The organism is Staphylococcus sp. HMSC072B07, assembly GCF_001815505.1.
Lineage (GTDB): Bacteria > Bacillota > Bacilli > Staphylococcales > Staphylococcaceae > Staphylococcus > Staphylococcus simulans.
This window is the reverse complement of sequence record NZ_KV820912.1, coordinates 25,583-43,847: the sequence shown is the minus strand read 5'-3', so window position 1 is coordinate 43,847 and position 18,265 is coordinate 25,583. Positions and strand designations below refer to the sequence as shown.

Below are 18,265 nucleotides of genomic sequence, written 5' to 3'. Positions count from 1 at the left end.
GAATGCTTGTACAACTTGATGTTGCTTCACAAGCATTCTTTTATACATATGTACGGTTTAACATCGTGCTGGCCTATGGATTCATTAGTGTACATTAAAAAGATTTTAACTTATAATATAGAGTGAATACTTATATGGTCGGGGATTATAAATAGGAGGAGAAAAATTGAATTTAGTAAAGAAAAAGAATAATGATATTCGCATCATCCCGCTTGGCGGCGTGGGTGAAATTGCGAAGAATATGTATATCGTTGAAGTTGACGATGAAATGTTTATGTTGGATGCAGGTCTAATGTTCCCAGAAGACGAAATGCTGGGTGTCGACATTGTAATTCCTGATATTCAATATGTCATTGAAAATAAAGATAAATTAAAAGGTATATTCTTATCGCATGGACATGAGCATGCGATTGGTGCAGTCAGCTATGTTTTAGAAAAAGTTGACGCACCAGTATATGGTTCTAAATTGACATTAGCACTTGTTAAAGAATATATGAAAGAACGTAAAATTGATAAGAAAGTCAGATATTATACAGTCAACAATGAATCTGTAATGCGCTTTAAAAATGTCAATGTATCATTCTTTAATACATCACATAGTATTCCAGATAGTTTAGGTGTAACGATTCATACGTCATATGGTGCAATTGTGTATACTGGTGAATTTAAATTTGACCAAAGTTTACAAGGCAACTATGCGCCAGATCTTAAGAAAATGACTGAAATCGGAGACGAAGGTGTCTTTGCGTTAATCAGTGATTCGACTGAAGCGGAGAAACCAGGTTACAACACACCTGAAAATGTGATTGAATCTCATATGTTAGATGCATTTACAAAAGTGAATGGCAGATTGATTGTGTCTTGTTATGCATCAAACTTTATCAGAATTCAACAAGTGTTAAATATAGCTTGCAAATTGAATCGTAAAGTCTCATTCTTAGGACGTTCACTAGAAACATCATTCAATATTGCACGTAAAATGGGATACTTTGATATTCCAAAAGACTTATTAATTCCAATTAATGAAGTTAAAAATTATCCAAAAAATGAAGTGGTAATTATTGCGACAGGTATGCAAGGAGAACCTGTAGAAGCATTGAATCAAATGGCGCGTCAAAAGCATAAAATTATGAATATCGAAAAAGGTGATTCAGTCTTCTTAGCCATGACAGCGTCAGCTAACATGGAAGTAATTATCGGTGACACGTTAAATGAATTAGCACGTGCCGGAGCAGATATCATCCCAAATAATAAGAAAATCCACGCATCAAGTCATGGTTGCATGGAAGAACTCAAAATGATGATTAACATCATGAAGCCAGAATACTTTATCCCTGTCCAAGGCGAGTTCAAAATGCAGATTGCCCATGCGAAATTAGCGGCTGAAGCAGGTGTAGCACCTGAAAAGATTTTCTTAGCTGAAAAAGGCGATGTCTTAAACTTCGATGGCGAAGATATGATTTTAAATGAAAAAGTAGAATCAGGTAACGTACTGATTGATGGTATCGGTGTCGGTGACGTCGGTAATATCGTTTTACGTGACCGCCATTTATTAGCAGAAGATGGTATTTTCATTGCGGTTGTGACTTTAGATCCGAAAAACCGACAAATTGCGGCAGGACCTGAAATTCAATCACGTGGTTTCGTGTATGTCAGAGAAAGTGAAGAATTGTTGAAAGAAGCGGAAGAAAAAGTACGCGAGATAGTGGAACAAGGTCTTCAAGAACGTCGTATTGAATGGTCTGAAATCAAGCAAAATATGCGTGATAAAATCAGCAAGTTGTTGTTTGAAAACACAAAACGCCGTCCAATGATTATCCCAATTATTTCTGAAGTTTAATTAAAAGTATGCAAGATTAACATACAAGAATGCTATGGTGTGCAAACATGCGTACCATAGCATTTCATCGTATAGCTCATATTTTAATCATGTGTAACTATGTGGTCTATACGTTAAATGTTAAAATAGAAGGATAGTAAGTTTAGCATGTGTGCGTATAGGTACCTTAGTTTGTCTGTACGCATAATACATATTCACTAAGACATATTTTATGGAAAAGAAGGTGTATGTTTTGGCACAAAGAAAGAAAAGAACAACAAATACGAAACGTAAAACGACAGCAAGAAGAAAAACCACAAAGAAAAAACAAAATGAAGCACCGTTACGCTATATTGCTGCGATTATTACGGTAGTGCTTGTTGTTCTAGGTGCCTTCCAATTAGGAATAATCGGAAGAGTAATTGATACCCTTTTCAATTACTTGTTTGGCTATAGTAGATACTTAACCTACATTCTCGTTATATTAGCATCAGGCTTTTTAGCTTATAACGGCAAGCTGCCGAAAACTAGAAGATTAACAGGTTCAATTGTGTTACAAGTTGCGTTGTTATTTGCGACACAGTTGTATTTAGTCTTTACGAAAGGTGCTGCGGGCGACCGTGAACCTGTTATTTCTTATGTGTATCGTCAATATGATAAAACCCATTTTCCGAATTTCGGCGGCGGGGTGCTTGGTTATTATTTAGTTCATTTCTCTATACCGCTTGTATCTATTGTCGGCGTTGTCATCTTAACAATATTACTTTTTATTTCTAGTTTTATTTTATTATCTAAACAACGTCATCGTGATGTGGCTAAAATTTTCTTAGAGAAATTAAAATCAGGCAGTGAAAAAGCAGCAGTACATAGAAAAGAACGTAAAGCACGTCAAGCTGAGCGTGCAGAAGAAAAACAACGCCGTAAAGAAGAAAAAGCAGCAGAGCGTGCACAACAAGAAGAAGTGAAGGATGTCAGCGACTTTACAGAAGTTCCCATGTCAGAAGCAGAGAAGCAAGAAGCTGCGATTCCGATTTTCGGTGATGATCAAAAAGAAGAGACACCAAAACCAGCAGAACCTAAACCCCAAGCAGAACCTGCACCTAAAAGAAAACGTGAAAAACGTCAGTTGGTAGAACAAACACAAACAAATGAATCAACAGAATCATCTGAAGATATGGGCAGTATTTCTGAAGCGGGTGAAGTTGAAAATTCAGACTATCAATTACCGCCGCTTTCTATTTTGAATGAACCAGTGAAACAAAAAACGACATCACGTGCTGAAGTTCAAAAGAAAGGGCGACTGCTTGAAAATACATTGAAGAACTTTAATGTTAATGCGAAAGTAACCCAAATCAAAATCGGTCCAGCAGTGACTCAATATGAAGTACAACCAGCACAAGGGGTTAAAGTCAGCAAAATCGTCAACTTGCATAATGATATTGCGTTAGCTTTGGCTGCCAAAGATGTGCGTATTGAAGCACCGATTCCTGGTCGTTCAGCTGTAGGTATCGAAGTACCGAATGATAAAATCGCATTAGTCTCTTTAAAAGAAGTCTTAGATGAAAAATTCCCTTCTAAGAATAAATTAGAGGTAGGTTTGGGTAGAGATATATCAGGCGAACCTATCAGCGTAGAATTAAATAAAATGCCGCACTTGCTTGTGGCAGGTTCTACCGGAAGCGGTAAATCTGTATGTATCAATGGTATCATTACGAGTATTTTACTGAATGCGAAACCACATGAAGTAAAACTCATGCTAATTGACCCAAAAATGGTAGAATTGAATGTATATAACGGTATTCCGCATTTATTAATTCCAGTGGTCACAAATCCTCATAAAGCATCGCAAGCGTTAGAGAAAATTGTGGCGGAAATGGAACGTCGTTATGATTTATTCCAACATACGGGTACGAGAAATATTGAAAGCTATAATGACTATATGAAGCGTCAAAATGAGGAATTAGATGAAAAACAATCTCTATTACCTTATATTGTCGTAATTGTAGATGAATTAGCTGACTTGATGATGGTTGCAGGTAAAGATGTTGAGAATGCGATTCAACGTATTACACAAATGGCTCGTGCTGCAGGCATTCACTTAATTATTGCGACACAACGTCCATCTGTGGATGTTATTACGGGATTAATCAAGAACAATATTCCATCACGTATTGCCTTTGCGGTCAGCTCTCAAACAGACTCTCGTACGATTATCGACCGAGGCGGAGCTGAGAAGCTATTAGGTAAAGGGGATATGTTGTACTTTGGTAATGGCGGTTCTATTCAAACGCGTATCCAAGGTGCATTCTTAAGTGATCAAGAAGTTCAAAATGTAGTGAATTTTGTAATTGATCAACAAAAAGCGAATTATGTTAAAGAAATGGAACCTGGTACAACACCAGAGGGCGGAGAAAAGAAAAGTGAAGATCCGCTATATGATGAAGCTTATCAATTTATTGTCGAACAGCAAAAAGCGAGTACATCCCTTTTACAACGTCAATTCAGAATCGGTTACAACCGTGCATCACGTTTAATGGATGATTTAGAAAACAACCAAGTGATTGGACCACAACGAGGCAGTAAACCACGACAAGTATTAGTGGATTTAGATAATGGTGAGGTGTAATGATGACAAATACGAATTCGATATACAGAATTAAAGAATGGATATTAAATGAAATTGAAGAAGGTAACTTGCAACCGGGTGATCCGGTTCCAAGTACTTTATCAATCGCAAGAGAAGTTAACGCAAAAACTGATGATGTATATGATGCAGTGGATGAACTTATTACGGAACAAGTTTTAACACAAAACTTTGAAGCAACAGCGAGTGTTAAAACTTCTCAACCTTTCTTCTATCCACTTGATAAGTTGTTAAGCATCAGCAAAATGATTGAAAATGAAGGTTATAAAGCGGGCACAATCTTTATGAATTTAGATCAACAACCAGCAACAATGTATGATCGTAAAGCGCTGGATTTAAAAGAAGGCGAATTTGTCACGTTGATTGAAAGAATCAGAACCGCTGATGGTAGTCCTGTTGTTTATTGTTTAGATAAAGTGGCAACGAGTTACCTGACTTGTGCTGCATTTCAAGCGCATGATGAATCCATTTTAACTGCAATCAAAGCTTTTGCTGATATCAGTATCGCATATTCAGAAACAGAAATTGAATCGGTCAGCTATGAACCTAAAGTGTCAGAAGCTTTAGAGTCAGCACCAAATGAAGCATTGATGCTATTAAGACAAATCCATTATGACCATCAAAACAGACCGATTCTTTACTCTTATAATTACTTCAAGAGTGAAGTAGTCAAATTTAAAACAATACGCAAAATTGAAGAAAATTAAGAAAGGGTGTGACAGTGTGAGTCAACAACACAATCATACAGAGCCGCGCATTAAGGTGATGCCGACGGATAAATTTAAAACAACAATTATCACATTCAAATTTATGGCACCGCTGGATGAAGAAACTATGACTGCGCGTGCCTTGTTAAGTAAATTACTTGTCAGAGCCACAAAAGAATGGCCGACAGATAAAGCGTTTAACAGAAAACTTTCAGAGTTATATGGGGCTTATGTCAATAGTTTCGTGACAAAGTTCAAGGATAAACATGTCATCACAATTACATTAGAAATTGTGAACGAACGTTACTTAAAACATAAAGACCCTTTGTTTGATGAAGGTTTAGCATTACTTCAACAAATTCTTTATCATCCGTTAGTTGAAAATGAACGTTTCAATGAAACATTTGTGACACAAGAAAAGACATTATTGAAAAAGAAACTAGAAGCAATCAATGATAATAAAGCACAACTGGCGTTCTTAAAATTAATGAAAAACATGTTTGGCGATCAACCATATAGTTATCTAGCATCAGGTTTAATCGAACATATACCTCAAATCACACCAGAATTGTTATATCATACATACCAATCCATGTTAGAGAACGATGATTGTGCTGTTTATGTCGTAGGTAATGTCGATTCAGAAGAAGTCACAGACAAAATCAAACAACTGTTTGATATTAAACCACTACAACAAGTGTCTTCAGTCATTCAAGCACAACGTTCTAAAGACGAACTGCCGCAAACTATTGTAGAATATGACGAAATTGACCAAGCGAAGTTGAACATCGGTTATCGCTTCAACACATACTATGGACAACCAGATTATTATACCTTTGTGGTCTTCAATACAATGTTTGGTGGTGATCCATCATCTGTCTTGTTCAATGAAGTACGTGAAAAACAAAGTTTAGCATATTCTGTACATTCACAAATTGATGGTAAGAATGGCTACATGTTTGTGTTAAGTGGTGTTTCTGCTGAAAAATATGAAGTTGCGAAAGATACGATTTTAGCGGAATTTGAAAAATTCCAACGTGGTGAATTCAGTGAAGAGAAATTAGAACTTGCGAAGAAAATTTTAATTTCACAACGTAACGAATCTCAAGACCGTCCGAAAAGTATGGTAGAAATTGCACATAATCAAATCTTATTACCGAAAGATTTAACAAATGGTAATTATGGACAAAAAATTCACGATGTGACGAAAGAAGATGTTATTCGTCTCACACAAAGTGCCATCCTAGATACGATTTATGTGTTGACGAAGGAGGACGAAGCATAAATGAAAAAACGTTATTATGAGTTAATCGATGAAACAGTATATGAAGCGCAAATGGATAATGGCTTAAAAGTTTTTATCATTCCAAAGCCAGGGTTCCAAAAAACATTTGTTACATATACGACACAGTTCGGTTCATTAGACAGCAAATTTAAACCTTTAGGCAGTGATGAATTTGTGACAGTACCGGATGGTGTTGCGCATTTCTTAGAACATAAATTATTTGAAAAAGAAGAAGGCGACTTATTTACTGACTTTGCGGAAGATAATGCACAAGTCAATGCCTTTACAAGTTTCGATCGCACAAGTTATTTATTTAGCGCAACCTCAAATGTAGAGTCGAACATTTTACGCTTGATGAACATGGTAGAGACGCCTTATTTCACTGAAGCAACAGTTGAAAAAGAAAAAGGGATTATTGCTGAAGAAATAAAAATGTATCAAGAACAACCAGGTTATAAGCTAATGTTCAATACATTACGTGCAATGTATAAACAACACCCTGTTAAAGTAGATATTGCTGGCAGTGTTGAAAGTATTTATGAAATTACAAAAGATGATTTATATCTTTGCTACGAAACATTCTATCATCCATCTAATATGGTGATGTTTGTTGTAGGTAATGTCGATCCTGAACGTATTCATGATTTAGTTCGTGATCATGAAGCAAAACGAGAATTGACAGCACAGCCTGAAATTGTACGCGATAGCTTAGAAGAGCCTGAAGCAGTTCAACAAACCAAAGTGGTTGAGGAAATGAATATTCAAATTCCAAGATTGATGCTTGGCTTTAAAAACGTACCGCAACAAGCATCAAAAGAAGTCTTTATGAAACGTGATATTGAAATGACATTCTTCTTCGAAATGGTATTAGGTGAAGAAACAGACTTCTATCAAAACTTATTAAATGAAGGCTTAATTGATGATACATTTGGTTATCAATTTGTGTTAGAACCTTCTTACAGCTTCTCTTTAATTACAAGTTCAACACCAGACCCAGATAAGTTGAAGTCATTATTGTTGGATGAGTTGAAAGCTAAGGTCGGTAATTTAGAAGATGAAGAAGCCTTTGAATTGTTGAAGAAACAATTTATTGGAGAGTTTATTTCAAGTTTGAACTCACCAGAATATATTGCGAATCAATATACAAAACTTTATTTCGAAGGTGTCAGCTTATTCAATATGTTGGACATTGTAGATAGTATTACGTTAGAGAGTATTAATGAAGCGGCAGAGAAAAGTTTAAACTTTGATCAAATCGCTGACAGCAGACTGGAGATTAAGAAGTAAATGAAAGCATTAGTCATTGGAGGTTCTGGCTCTATTGGTTCCGCTATTGTAGAACAATTATTGTCAGATGGTTATGAGGTCATTGTTCATTATAATCAATCGTCACCAGATCAGCTAAAAGCTAAATATGAGAGTCAGAATGTATCGTTTGTACAAGCGGATTTGACGCAAAATATAAACATGGAATCTGTATTTTCATTTATTCATAATTTGGATGTTTTAGTTTATGCAGCTGGTCGCAGTTTATATGGCATGTTTCAAGATATGACAGCAACAGACATTGATGCATGTTATCAGTTGAATGTTAAAAACATGATGCTTATTACACGTTTCTTTTTAGAACAATTAAGAGCAAGTGCTCATGGTCGCATTTTAATTATCTCTTCAATATGGGGAGAAACAGGTGCGAGCATGGAAACTGTTTATTCTGCGATGAAAGCGGCACAAATCGGCTTTGTGAAAGCTTTAAGCCAAGAACTTGCGATGACAAATATTACAGTCAATGCTGTGACACCTGGCATGGTCAGTGGTAATATGGCAGATGAGTTTGAACCTTCTGAATTAGCAGCTATTATTGATGAACTGCCACAACAACGTATGGTTACACCAGATGAAGTTGCGTACACATGTGCTTATCTTTATGATAAACGTGCACAAAGTGTCACAGGTACAATACAGAAAGTCAATGGCGGTTGGTATATTTAAACATGAATTCCATATTCATATACTTAGAGATAATGTATAATGTAGATATCTTTCAATTCTATTGAAAATGAGTATGTATCAATTCATTCTGATGAATTCTATATGTTGTTGAACTAAGGGGCGTGTTAAAACATGATAGCACCAGAAAGAAAAATTGAATGGTATTTAGAATATGAAATTACCTTTAACCGAGCTGGACTTTTAGGAGATGTCGCAAGTCTATTAGGGATGATGGGGATCAGTATTGTGACAATTAATGGCGTCGATCAAAATCGTCGAGGTCTATTAATTCGTGCAGACAGTTTAGACAAAATGCGACGCTTTGAAGATATTGTAAGTCAAATTGATGAAATTTCGATTACTAAAATGCGTAAACCGCAATTACGTGATCGTTTAGCAGTCAGACATGGCCGCTATATCAAACAAGATGCAGATGATAAGAAAACGTTCAGATTCGAACGTGAGGATTTAGGTCTGCTGGTAGACTTTTTAGCAGAAATCTTTAAAGAAGAAGGCCATAAACTAATCGGTATTCGTGGCATGCCACGTGTCGGTAAAACAGAATCAATTGTAGCAGGCAGTGTCTGTGCGCATAAGCGTTGGCTGTTTATCAGTTCTACATTGATTAAACAAACCATACGTAATTCTCTATTAAAAGGAGAATACGGACCAGAACATGTTTATATTATCGATGGGGCAGTGACTGCCAGAGAAAATGATCCTAAGCATCGTCAATTAGTCGATGAAGTGATGGCTTTACCAGCAATCAAAGTGGTAGAACATCCGGATTTATTTGTAGATTCTTGTGATTATCAGTTAGAAGACTTTGATTATATTATTGAGTTGAGAGAAACTGAAGATCAAGAAATCAAATATGAACATATGAAACATCAAACAGTTAAAAGTAAGAATAACTTAGATTTCGGTAATTCCTTTGATGACTTTGGCGGAGGATTCGGATTTTTTGAATAATGTTTCAAGGAGTGTCAAAACATGAGCAATACAATTGGACAGACATTAAAAGGGAAAAGAGAACGCTTAGGCATGACGTTAAATGAATTAGAGTCAAAGACTAAAGTGAAAAGAGAAACTTTGACTCTTATCGAAGCGAATGATTTTAATGCGCTTTCTAATCCGAATTATGCGGAAGGTATTATTGAGAAATATGCCAAAGCTGTGAATACAGATGCTTCTATCCTGATTGCTCATCATCAAGAGGAGCTGCCGAATTCTGCAGATAGCCACTATGATGAAACTATTGAACAATTCAGTGGTTCAAATCCGCCAGATTATAAAACACAAAGTAAAGATTCTAAGCAACTGGTTGTTTGGCTCAGTATTTTTATTGTGGTAACTTTGGTCTTATGGGTGGCAGCAGTATTCTTATTATAAAATAGCAAGAAAAGAGGAAATGTTTATGAATCTACCCAATCAGATAACCATCTTCAGGGTAATTTTAATACCGGTATTTATTCTTTTTGCGTTAGTCGACTTCGGCTTTGGCAATATGACATTTATCGGAAGTCATTCGATTCGTATTGAGTTCTTTATCAGCGGTTTGATTTTTATCATCGCTTCACTCAGTGACTTTGCGGATGGCTACTTAGCACGTAAATGGAATTTAGTGACAAACATGGGGAAATTCTTAGACCCGCTAGCAGATAAATTGTTAGTTGCAAGTGCTTTAATCGTTTTAGTTCAACTTGATTTAACGAATTCAGTTGTAGCGATTATTATCATTGCACGTGAATTTGCGGTAACAGGCTTACGCTTACTTCAAATTGAACAAGGATTTGTCAGCGCTGCAGGTCAATTAGGTAAAATTAAAACAGCAGTTACAATGGTTGCATTAGTTTGGATTTTACTTGGTGAACCACTTGTCGTATGGATTGGTTTCCCAATCGGACAAGTATTGTTATACATCGGTGTATTCTTTACAGTTCTTTCAGGTATTGAATATTTCTACAAAGGTAGAGATGTATTTAAAAAACAATCATAATCTATATCATCTTAAGGGTGGCATATACATAGCGGTGAACTGAATGCATATGAGTTCACAAATCACTATGTTTATGCCACTCTTATATTTGTATAGTATGAATTAAGATTCTCAAAGGTAATGGAGGAAATTTTATGAAAATTTCTATTGTAGCAGTAGGATCAGAACTCCTATTAGGACAAATACTCAATACAAATGCGAAGTTCCTTTCTCAATTATTTAACGGTGTTGGCTTAAATGTCGTGGAACAAGCGGTAATTGGAGATAATGAAGCTAGATTAGAACGCTTATTGCGTCAATCTCTAGAAGTTAACGATACGATCGTAATGACAGGCGGACTTGGTCCGACAAAAGATGATTTAACGAAACATACGGTAGCAAAAGTCTTAGGGCGTGAACTGGTTACAGACGAAACAGCATTAGAATATATTGAAAGCTACTTTAAAGAACAAAAACAAGAAATGAGCGAAAATAATAAACAACAAGCATTAGTGATTGAAGGGGCAACGGTTCTGCCAAATAAAGTAGGTATGGCACCTGGTATGTTAGTAGAACAAGATGGTAAACGTATTGCGTTAATGCCTGGACCACCAAAAGAAATGAATCCGATGGCAGAAGAAGAATTACTTCCATTATTAATGCAAGAAAACGGTACAATCTTTTCTGAACAATTGAAGTTTGCGGGTATCGGAGAATCACGTGTTGAAACAGAATTGTTAGACTTAATTGACAATCAATCTAATCCGACTATTGCGCCTTTAGCCGGATCTCATGAAGTTAAAATTCGTGTTACAGCAAGTGGACCAGATGAAGCTACATGTAAGTCTTTAATCAAACCAATTAGAACAGAAATTCTTAATCGTATTGGAGATTATTATTTTGGTTCTGATGAAACAACAATCGAACAAGCAACACTTGAAAAAGTACCGGGTACTTTTGCGATTTATGATGGTGTTACATCAGGAGAAGTTTACTCTAAACTTAAAGAAGATGATAAAGTTGATAAATTAAGAGGTATGTTAGTTGATGATGTTATCTTTGTAGAACAAGACTTAGATATTAAAACACGATTAAAATCAGGTGCAGAACAAGTACGTAAACTTTATCAAACTGATATTGGTGTAGCCTTATTGCATGAAGAGGATGAAGTGTATTTAGGTGTATGCACAGAAGATGACTTCAAAATAGAAGCGTTTACTATGACGCAAAAAAGGAATTTAATTAAACATAGAACGCCAAACTATGTCTATATCCGTTTGATAAATATGTTTTCTAAGTAAGAAATAGACAAAAAATTACGTTTATAAGTACTAGTGTTCGGTTGGTTATCACTAAAAACAAGAAATAACCGAACAAATATTCGTTTATTTCTTGTAATTTAGGATAGAAACCTGTATAGTATGAATTAAGATAAATTTGAGAAGATATCTCGAATAGGAGGCCAGACATTGAATAATGAACGTCAAAAAGCGCTAGATACTGTAATTAAGAATATGGAGAAATCGTTTGGTAAGGGTGCGGTTATGAAGTTAGGCGATAACAAAGCGCGCCGAGTTTCAAGTGTATCAAGCGGTTCTGTTACATTAGATAATGCCTTAGGAGTAGGCGGATACCCTAAAGGAAGAATTGTAGAAATTTACGGACCAGAAAGTTCTGGTAAAACAACAGTTGCATTGCATGCGATTGCTGAAGTACAAAAACAAGGCGGCATTGCAGCATTTATTGATGCTGAGCACGCGTTAGATCCTGTATATGCAGAAGCATTAGGTGTAGATATCAATAACTTATACCTTTCACAACCTGACCATGGGGAACAAGGTTTAGAAATTGCAGAAGCATTTGTGCGTAGTGGTGCAGTAGACATTATTGTTGTCGACTCAGTTGCAGCATTAACACCTAAAGCTGAAATTGAAGGTGAAATGGGAGATACACACGTTGGTTTACAAGCTCGTTTAATGTCACAAGCTTTACGTAAACTTTCAGGTGCCATTTCTAAATCAAACTGTACAGCGATTTTCATCAACCAAATCCGTGAAAAAGTCGGCGTAATGTTCGGTAACCCTGAAACAACGCCAGGTGGACGTGCATTGAAGTTCTACAGCTCAGTACGTTTAGAAGTACGTCGTGCAGAACAATTAAAACAAGGCCAAGAAATTGTAGGTAATCGTACTAAAATTAAAGTAGTTAAAAACAAAGTTGCGCCACCATTCAGAGTAGCAGAAGTTGATATTATGTACGGACAAGGTATTTCTAAAGAAGGCGAATTAATCGACTTAGGTGTTGAACATGATATCGTTGATAAATCAGGTGCTTGGTATTCTTACAATGGCGACCGTATGGGTCAAGGTAAAGAAAACGTAAAGAATTACTTGAAAGAACATCCTGATGTTAAAGCAGATATTGATCAAAAATTACGTCAAAAACTTGGTATTTTTGATGGAGATGTTGAAGAGAAAGAAGAAAAAGAAGCAGAAAAAAATAGTGAAAATGCATCTTTATTTGAAGAAGAATAGTATCTATTTTATAAACCTGGAAATAGCTTCCAGGTTTTTCTTTTTGCGGTGTAATTATGAAGGTTATGTAAACTATTAACCTTGACACTTCTCATGTTAAAAAAGTACAATTGGTATGTATGATTCTTATATAACTTCATATAATCATATTGAAATTGATATACAAATAAACAAAATCCTAGAAAAAGGAGGTGTTTGTGTGAATTTATTAACCCTCCTACTCATTTTGCTGGGTTGTATTCTAGGAGTTGTTGTAGGGTATATAGTTGCCCAAAAAGTTTTGCACGATAAACAAGTGCAAGCAAAACAAACTGCAGATGATATTATCAATCAGGCGAACAAAGAAGCAGAGAATCTCAAGAAAGAGAGATTACTTGAGGCGAAAGAAGAAAATCAACGTTTAAAAGAACAAACAGAAAATGAACTTCGAGAAATACGTGGAAATCTTCAAAAACAAGAGACCCGCCTTCTTCAAAAAGAAGATAACTTAGAGCGTAAGTCTGATCTATTAGACAAAAAAGATGAGATTTTAGAGCAAAAAGAATCGAAAATTGAAGAAAAACAACAACAAGTAGATGCAAAAGAGAGTAGTGTTCAATCCATAATAATGAAGCACGAACAAGAATTAGAACGCATCTCCGGTCTCACACGTGATGAAGCAATCAAAGAACAGTTTCAACGTGTTGAAGAAGAACTGTCACAAGATATTGCAGTACTTGTTAAAGAAAAGGAAAATGAAGCGAAAGAAAAAGTTGATAAAACCGCAAAAGAATTGTTGGCAACAACGGTTCAACGCTTAGCTGCTGAACATACTTCAGAGTCAACAGTATCGGTAGTCAACTTACCGAATGATGAAATGAAAGGTCGTATTATTGGCCGTGAAGGTCGAAACATTCGTACTTTAGAAACATTGACGGGTATCGATTTAATTATAGATGATACACCAGAAGCGGTTATATTATCAGGCTTCGATCCTATTCGACGAGAAATTGCACGCACAGCTTTAGTCAACCTTGTTTCAGACGGTCGGATTCATCCGGGTCGTATCGAAGACATGGTAGAAAAAGCACGTAAAGAAGTAGATGATATTATCCGAGATGCTGGTGAACAAGCTACATTTGAAATTAACGTTCATAACATGCATCCAGACCTAGTTAAAATACTCGGTCGACTTAAATTCAGAACAAGTTATGGCCAAAATGTCTTAAAACACTCAATCGAAGTTGCACATTTATCAGGAATGCTTGCAGCTGAACTTGGTGAAGACGTGACATTGGCAAAACGTGCTGGTTTGTTACATGACGTTGGTAAAGCGATTGATCATGAAGTAGAAGGCAGCCATGTCGAAATTGGTGTAGAACTTGCGAAGAAATATCATGAAAACGAAACAGTTATTAATGCGATTCATTCCCACCACGGGGATGTTGAACCAACATCTATTATCTCTATCCTAGTTGCTGCAGCAGATGCTTTATCAGCAGCGCGTCCAGGTGCTCGTAAAGAGACACTTGAAAATTATATCCGAAGATTAGAACGCTTAGAAGCACTATCTGAAGGTTATGAAGGCGTAGAAAAAGCATTTGCGATTCAAGCAGGTCGTGAAATCCGTGTGATTGTATCACCAGATGACATCGATGACTTGAAAGCACATCGCCTAGCAAGAGATATTAAAAAACAAATAGAAGATGAACTACAGTATCCAGGACATATCAAAGTGACAGTTGTTCGTGAGACGAGAGCAATTGAATATGCAAAATAATTTTTGAAACCAACAGAACCTTGGGCTAGAGATAGCTCAAGGTTCTTTTATATACAAATAAACTATCCCTTCAGCTTTTGAATGAGCTCAAGGGATAGTTTCATTTAATTCATATTAAACTTATATATGCAGCATACTTAGAGTCGCAAAAGTTAATGCGGATAATATAATAGATGCGATTACAATTGCTATTAATGGTTTGCCGGCACGATCTTTAATATCTTTTAAGGCAACATTCAAGCCCAATCCAACCATTGCCATTATGATGAGTAATGTTGCTAAGAAATTTAATACTGCCATTAAAGGTTCTGGCAATGGTAAATACGTGTTAATCAGTGCAGCAATAATAAAACCAAATAAGAAATATGGAATTTCTATTTTAGCTTTTTGTGCACTATGTTGTGATTTGTATTTCATGATTGCGAGTAAAATCAAACTGACTGGAATCAATAGGAATATACGTCCGAGTTTTGCGAGTAGTCCGATTTTAAGTGAAGCTTCTCCCGCAAATCCAGCAGCTAATACGACATGCGCAATTTCATGTAAACTACTGCCTGACCATGCGCCATATAATTGTGGCGCAATATTAAAGATAGATGTAATAACAGTGTAGGCTAATGAAAAGAGTGTTCCGATTAATGCGATAATGCCTACACTTAATGCTGTGTCTTTCTCTTTCGCTTTTAGAATTGAAGAAGTTGCGGCAATAGCAGCTGCACCGCAAATTCCTGTTCCGATTCCTAATAGAAGACCGATATCACGATCACCTTTAAGCCATTTGTTTAATAAGAAAATAAAACCGATACTAAAAATAACTACACCGATATCCACGAGTAATAATGTACGTCCTTGTGTAATGATTTCGTTAATATTTAATTTAAGACCATACAAGACAATCGCAAATTTCAAAAGCTTTTTCGCTGAAAATTCAATGCCAGGTCTAAGTGTTTCCGGATATCCTTTAATATGTCGATAAACAATCGCAAATAAGATCGCAATAGTCAATGCACCTACATTTGCGAGAATCGGCAACTTCGCTAACAACATACTGATGAGTGCGATAACCAGAGTAAAGAGTATCCCTAGTATGAAAGGTTTTTGTCTAAATGTTGTCATAGTCATGCCTCCTTAAAATTAAGGTTATCATTGGCTGACTATAACGTTAAATAAATATTTGGTATAGCGCTCATAACAAATTTGTTATAATAGTGAAAAGTCAAAGAGTCGGAGGACGTACAATGGATCCTTTTAAAGTATTAATTGAAGTCGTAAAAACGAGAAGCTACACGAAAGCAGCACAAAACTTATATACCTCGCAACCTTCAATCAGCCGAGATATTAAACGCTTAGAAAGTGACTATGACGTGAAGGTATTTGAATTTAAACATTCGAACATGCGACTCACAACTGATGGTGAAACTTTATTTCGATATGCGATACAAAAACAGCGACTTGAAGATCGTTTGAGAAAAGATTTAAAACAAGCACCTCATACAATTTCAGGAGAACTAACCATTGGCAGCAGTTACACTTACGGAGAATATCGATTGTCTGAACATCTCGCAGACTTGGCTCTAAAATATCCTAAATTACACATTCATGCGAGATTAGATAACTCAGAACATATTATTGAACATCTTAAACATAATAGTATCGATGTAGGTATTGTAGAAAAAGAAATTCAAGACAATGCGTTAAATAAAATTAAAATTGAACATGATGAGTTAGTTTTAATTCGTAGAAAAGGGCAAGTGTTTGAACAAGCTTCAACTTTTTATATTAGAGAAAGAGGCTTAGGTACGCGTGCATACCAAGAGAAGGGAATTGAGAAACTTGGCTTAGATGATATCTTTTTAGTTGAAATGAATAACACCACACTGATTAAAAATATGGTGCGAAGTGGTATGGGAATATCTATTGTTTCCTCTTCAGCGCTGACTCCTTATGATCATCAATATTTAAGCGTAGTACCTGTAGATATACAACGTGATTTTTATTTGTTTACACATAAGAATAAATACATTGATGATAATCTAAGCTTATTGATAGAACATTTGAAGAAGCAATAAAAAGTTGAACATAAAAAAGAAGTTAAGCATATTTTGCTTAACTTCTCGTGTTTCATGTGTCAGTGTATATCACTGCATTGCTTTTATTTTTATAATCGTTGTCTTTATTTAGATAAAAGTAAATCTGTTTGTTTTACTTCTTTAAGTACTTCGCATGTATCTAAAGCGTTTGAAGATAATTGTGCGTATCTTTCAGCTAAACGATAAGCATTAACATAAAGTTCTAAAGCTTCTTTTGCGATATCTTCAGCATCCTCACTTTTTGACGGATTTGATTGAAGTACTAGTTCTGCGAACTTTTCGGGATCAATATTAATTGACATTGAATAACGACATCTCCTATAAATTTGATAGACAAATCATAACATACAAACACACCCTGAAAAAGTAAAACTTCTAGTCGAAAATTGACAGATTTTTTACAAATACAACAATGTGATGTATGAATGACTTAATTACTTTTACCCGCTCTACATAAAATTAAAGATGAAGTTATTAAAACTTAAAAGAATCTTTGATTTCAGAACGCGATTGATACTTTTCAATTGATGCTTTTTCCATTAAACTAACTAATATGAGAGGATGAAGGAACGTTGAGAATATTATTTATCGGCGATATCGTAGGTAAGGTAGGACGTCAGGCAATCACGACGTATCTTCCTAAATTGAAACAACATTACCGTCCGACTGCGACAATTGTGAATGCTGAAAATGCGGCACACGGCAAAGGACTGACTGAAAAAATTTATAAACAATTATTACGTGAAGGCGTAGACTTTATGACGTTGGGCAATCATACGTATGGTCAGCGTCAGATTTATGAGTTTATTGATGATGCGAAACGTATGGTCAGACCTGCGAACTTCCCTGATGAAGCACCAGGTGTCGGCATGCGTTATATGCAGATTAATGACACAAAACTTGCTGTTATCAATTTGCAAGGACGCGCTTTTATGCAAGATATTGATGATCCATTTAAAAAAGCAGATGCTTTGATAAAAGAAGCGCAAAAAGAAACGCCTTATATTTTTGTAGATTTTCATGCGGAAACAACATCAGAGAAAAATGCGATGGGCTGGTATTTAGATGGCCGCGCAAGTGCTGTAGTTGGAACGCATACACATATTCAAACTTCAGATAACCGTATTTTACCTCAAGGTACAGGTTACATTACAGATGTCGGTATGACTGGCTTCTATGATGGTATTTTAGGTATTAATCGTGATGAAGTCATTTACCGTTTTATCTCAAGTTTACCGCAACGTCATGTTGTACCTGACGAGGGAAGAGAAGTTTTATCTGGTGTAGTTATTGATTTAGATAAAAATGGTAAAACCAAAAAGATTGAACGGATTTTAATTAACGAAGATAACCCATTCGAAATGGTCTGATAGGGTATCGTCCGTTAGTATGAATTTCACTTAAAACCACTGTTATCATAGTAATACAGTGGTTTATTTTGTTATGATGATAGATGA

General features: G+C 35.8%; 16 protein-coding genes. 14 read left to right on the top strand and 2 right to left on the bottom strand.

Annotation, left to right across the window (positions count from 1 at the left end; translation table 11 throughout):
* Positions 1-166 precede the first annotated feature (166 nt).
* The 12 genes from rnjB (at position 167) to rny (ending at position 14,718) form a co-directional block, all read left to right on the top strand.
* Positions 167-1,840: a ribonuclease J2 gene (rnjB, locus tag HMPREF3031_RS06750; protein WP_002480721.1), complete on the top strand. Its 1,674-nt coding sequence runs from the start codon at positions 167-169 to the stop codon at positions 1,838-1,840.
* Between the two features lie 232 nt (positions 1,841-2,072).
* Positions 2,073-4,445: an FtsK/SpoIIIE family DNA translocase gene (locus HMPREF3031_RS06745; RefSeq protein WP_002480722.1), complete on the top strand. Its 2,373-nt coding sequence runs from the start codon at positions 2,073-2,075 to the stop codon at positions 4,443-4,445.
* Positions 4,446-4,447: 2 nt separating this feature from the next.
* Positions 4,448-5,170, top strand: a complete 723-nt coding sequence (locus tag HMPREF3031_RS06740) for a GntR family transcriptional regulator (protein WP_002480723.1) — start codon at positions 4,448-4,450, stop codon at positions 5,168-5,170.
* A gap of 58 nt (positions 5,171-5,228) precedes the next feature.
* Positions 5,229-6,455, top strand: coding sequence for an EF-P 5-aminopentanol modification-associated protein YfmF (yfmF, locus tag HMPREF3031_RS06735; RefSeq protein WP_172954253.1), 1,227 nt, complete (start codon positions 5,229-5,231; stop codon positions 6,453-6,455).
* The gene (yfmH, locus tag HMPREF3031_RS06730) at positions 6,456-7,742 is read left to right on the top strand and encodes an EF-P 5-aminopentanol modification-associated protein YfmH (protein WP_002480725.1); all 1,287 of its coding nucleotides are present in this window, start codon (positions 6,456-6,458) and stop codon (positions 7,740-7,742) included. It begins immediately after the preceding gene.
* Positions 7,743-8,447 carry an elongation factor P 5-aminopentanone reductase gene (gene ymfI / locus HMPREF3031_RS06725; protein ID WP_002480726.1) on the top strand — a complete coding sequence of 235 codons (705 nt, stop codon included), beginning with the start codon at positions 7,743-7,745 and terminating at the stop codon, positions 8,445-8,447.
* A gap of 132 nt (positions 8,448-8,579) precedes the next feature.
* Complete coding sequence (locus tag HMPREF3031_RS06720; protein ID WP_002480727.1) at positions 8,580-9,419, top strand: DUF3388 domain-containing protein; 840 nt, start codon at positions 8,580-8,582, stop codon at positions 9,417-9,419.
* A gap of 21 nt (positions 9,420-9,440) precedes the next feature.
* Complete coding sequence (locus HMPREF3031_RS06715) at positions 9,441-9,839, top strand: helix-turn-helix domain-containing protein (RefSeq protein ID WP_002480728.1); 399 nt, start codon at positions 9,441-9,443, stop codon at positions 9,837-9,839.
* A gap of 25 nt (positions 9,840-9,864) precedes the next feature.
* Positions 9,865-10,446 (top strand): CDP-diacylglycerol--glycerol-3-phosphate 3-phosphatidyltransferase, encoded by a 582-nt coding sequence (gene pgsA / locus HMPREF3031_RS06710; protein WP_002480729.1) that lies wholly within the window; start codon positions 9,865-9,867, stop codon positions 10,444-10,446.
* 134 nt (positions 10,447-10,580) lie between these two features.
* Complete coding sequence (locus tag HMPREF3031_RS06705; protein ID WP_002480730.1) at positions 10,581-11,726, top strand: CinA family nicotinamide mononucleotide deamidase-related protein; 1,146 nt, start codon at positions 10,581-10,583, stop codon at positions 11,724-11,726.
* 168 nt (positions 11,727-11,894) lie between these two features.
* Complete coding sequence (gene recA / locus HMPREF3031_RS06700; RefSeq protein WP_002480731.1) at positions 11,895-12,959, top strand: recombinase RecA; 1,065 nt, start codon at positions 11,895-11,897, stop codon at positions 12,957-12,959.
* 199 nt (positions 12,960-13,158) lie between these two features.
* A complete protein-coding gene (gene rny / locus HMPREF3031_RS06695) occupies positions 13,159-14,718 on the top strand; it encodes a ribonuclease Y (RefSeq protein WP_002480732.1) in 1,560 nt (519 codons plus the stop codon).
* Positions 14,719-14,838: 120 nt separating this feature from the next.
* Here the strand turns inward: rny and HMPREF3031_RS06690 are convergent, their stop codons facing one another.
* Positions 14,839-15,834 carry a YeiH family protein gene (locus tag HMPREF3031_RS06690; RefSeq protein WP_002480733.1) on the bottom strand — a complete coding sequence of 332 codons (996 nt, stop codon included), beginning with the start codon at positions 15,832-15,834 and terminating at the stop codon, positions 14,839-14,841.
* A gap of 122 nt (positions 15,835-15,956) precedes the next feature.
* On the opposite strand from HMPREF3031_RS06690, the gene HMPREF3031_RS06685 reads away from it, so the two are divergent.
* Complete coding sequence (locus HMPREF3031_RS06685; protein WP_070724776.1) at positions 15,957-16,787, top strand: LysR family transcriptional regulator; 831 nt, start codon at positions 15,957-15,959, stop codon at positions 16,785-16,787.
* Between the two features lie 104 nt (positions 16,788-16,891).
* Here HMPREF3031_RS06685 and HMPREF3031_RS06680 read toward each other — a convergent pair whose 3' ends face one another.
* Positions 16,892-17,110, bottom strand: coding sequence for a hypothetical protein (locus HMPREF3031_RS06680; RefSeq protein WP_002480735.1), 219 nt, complete (start codon positions 17,108-17,110; stop codon positions 16,892-16,894).
* A 270-nt stretch (positions 17,111-17,380) separates the two neighbouring features.
* On the opposite strand from HMPREF3031_RS06680, the gene HMPREF3031_RS06675 reads away from it, so the two are divergent.
* Entirely contained in the window at positions 17,381-18,178 is a 798-nt protein-coding gene (locus HMPREF3031_RS06675) for a TIGR00282 family metallophosphoesterase (protein ID WP_002480736.1), read from the top strand.
* Positions 18,179-18,265 lie beyond the last annotated feature (87 nt).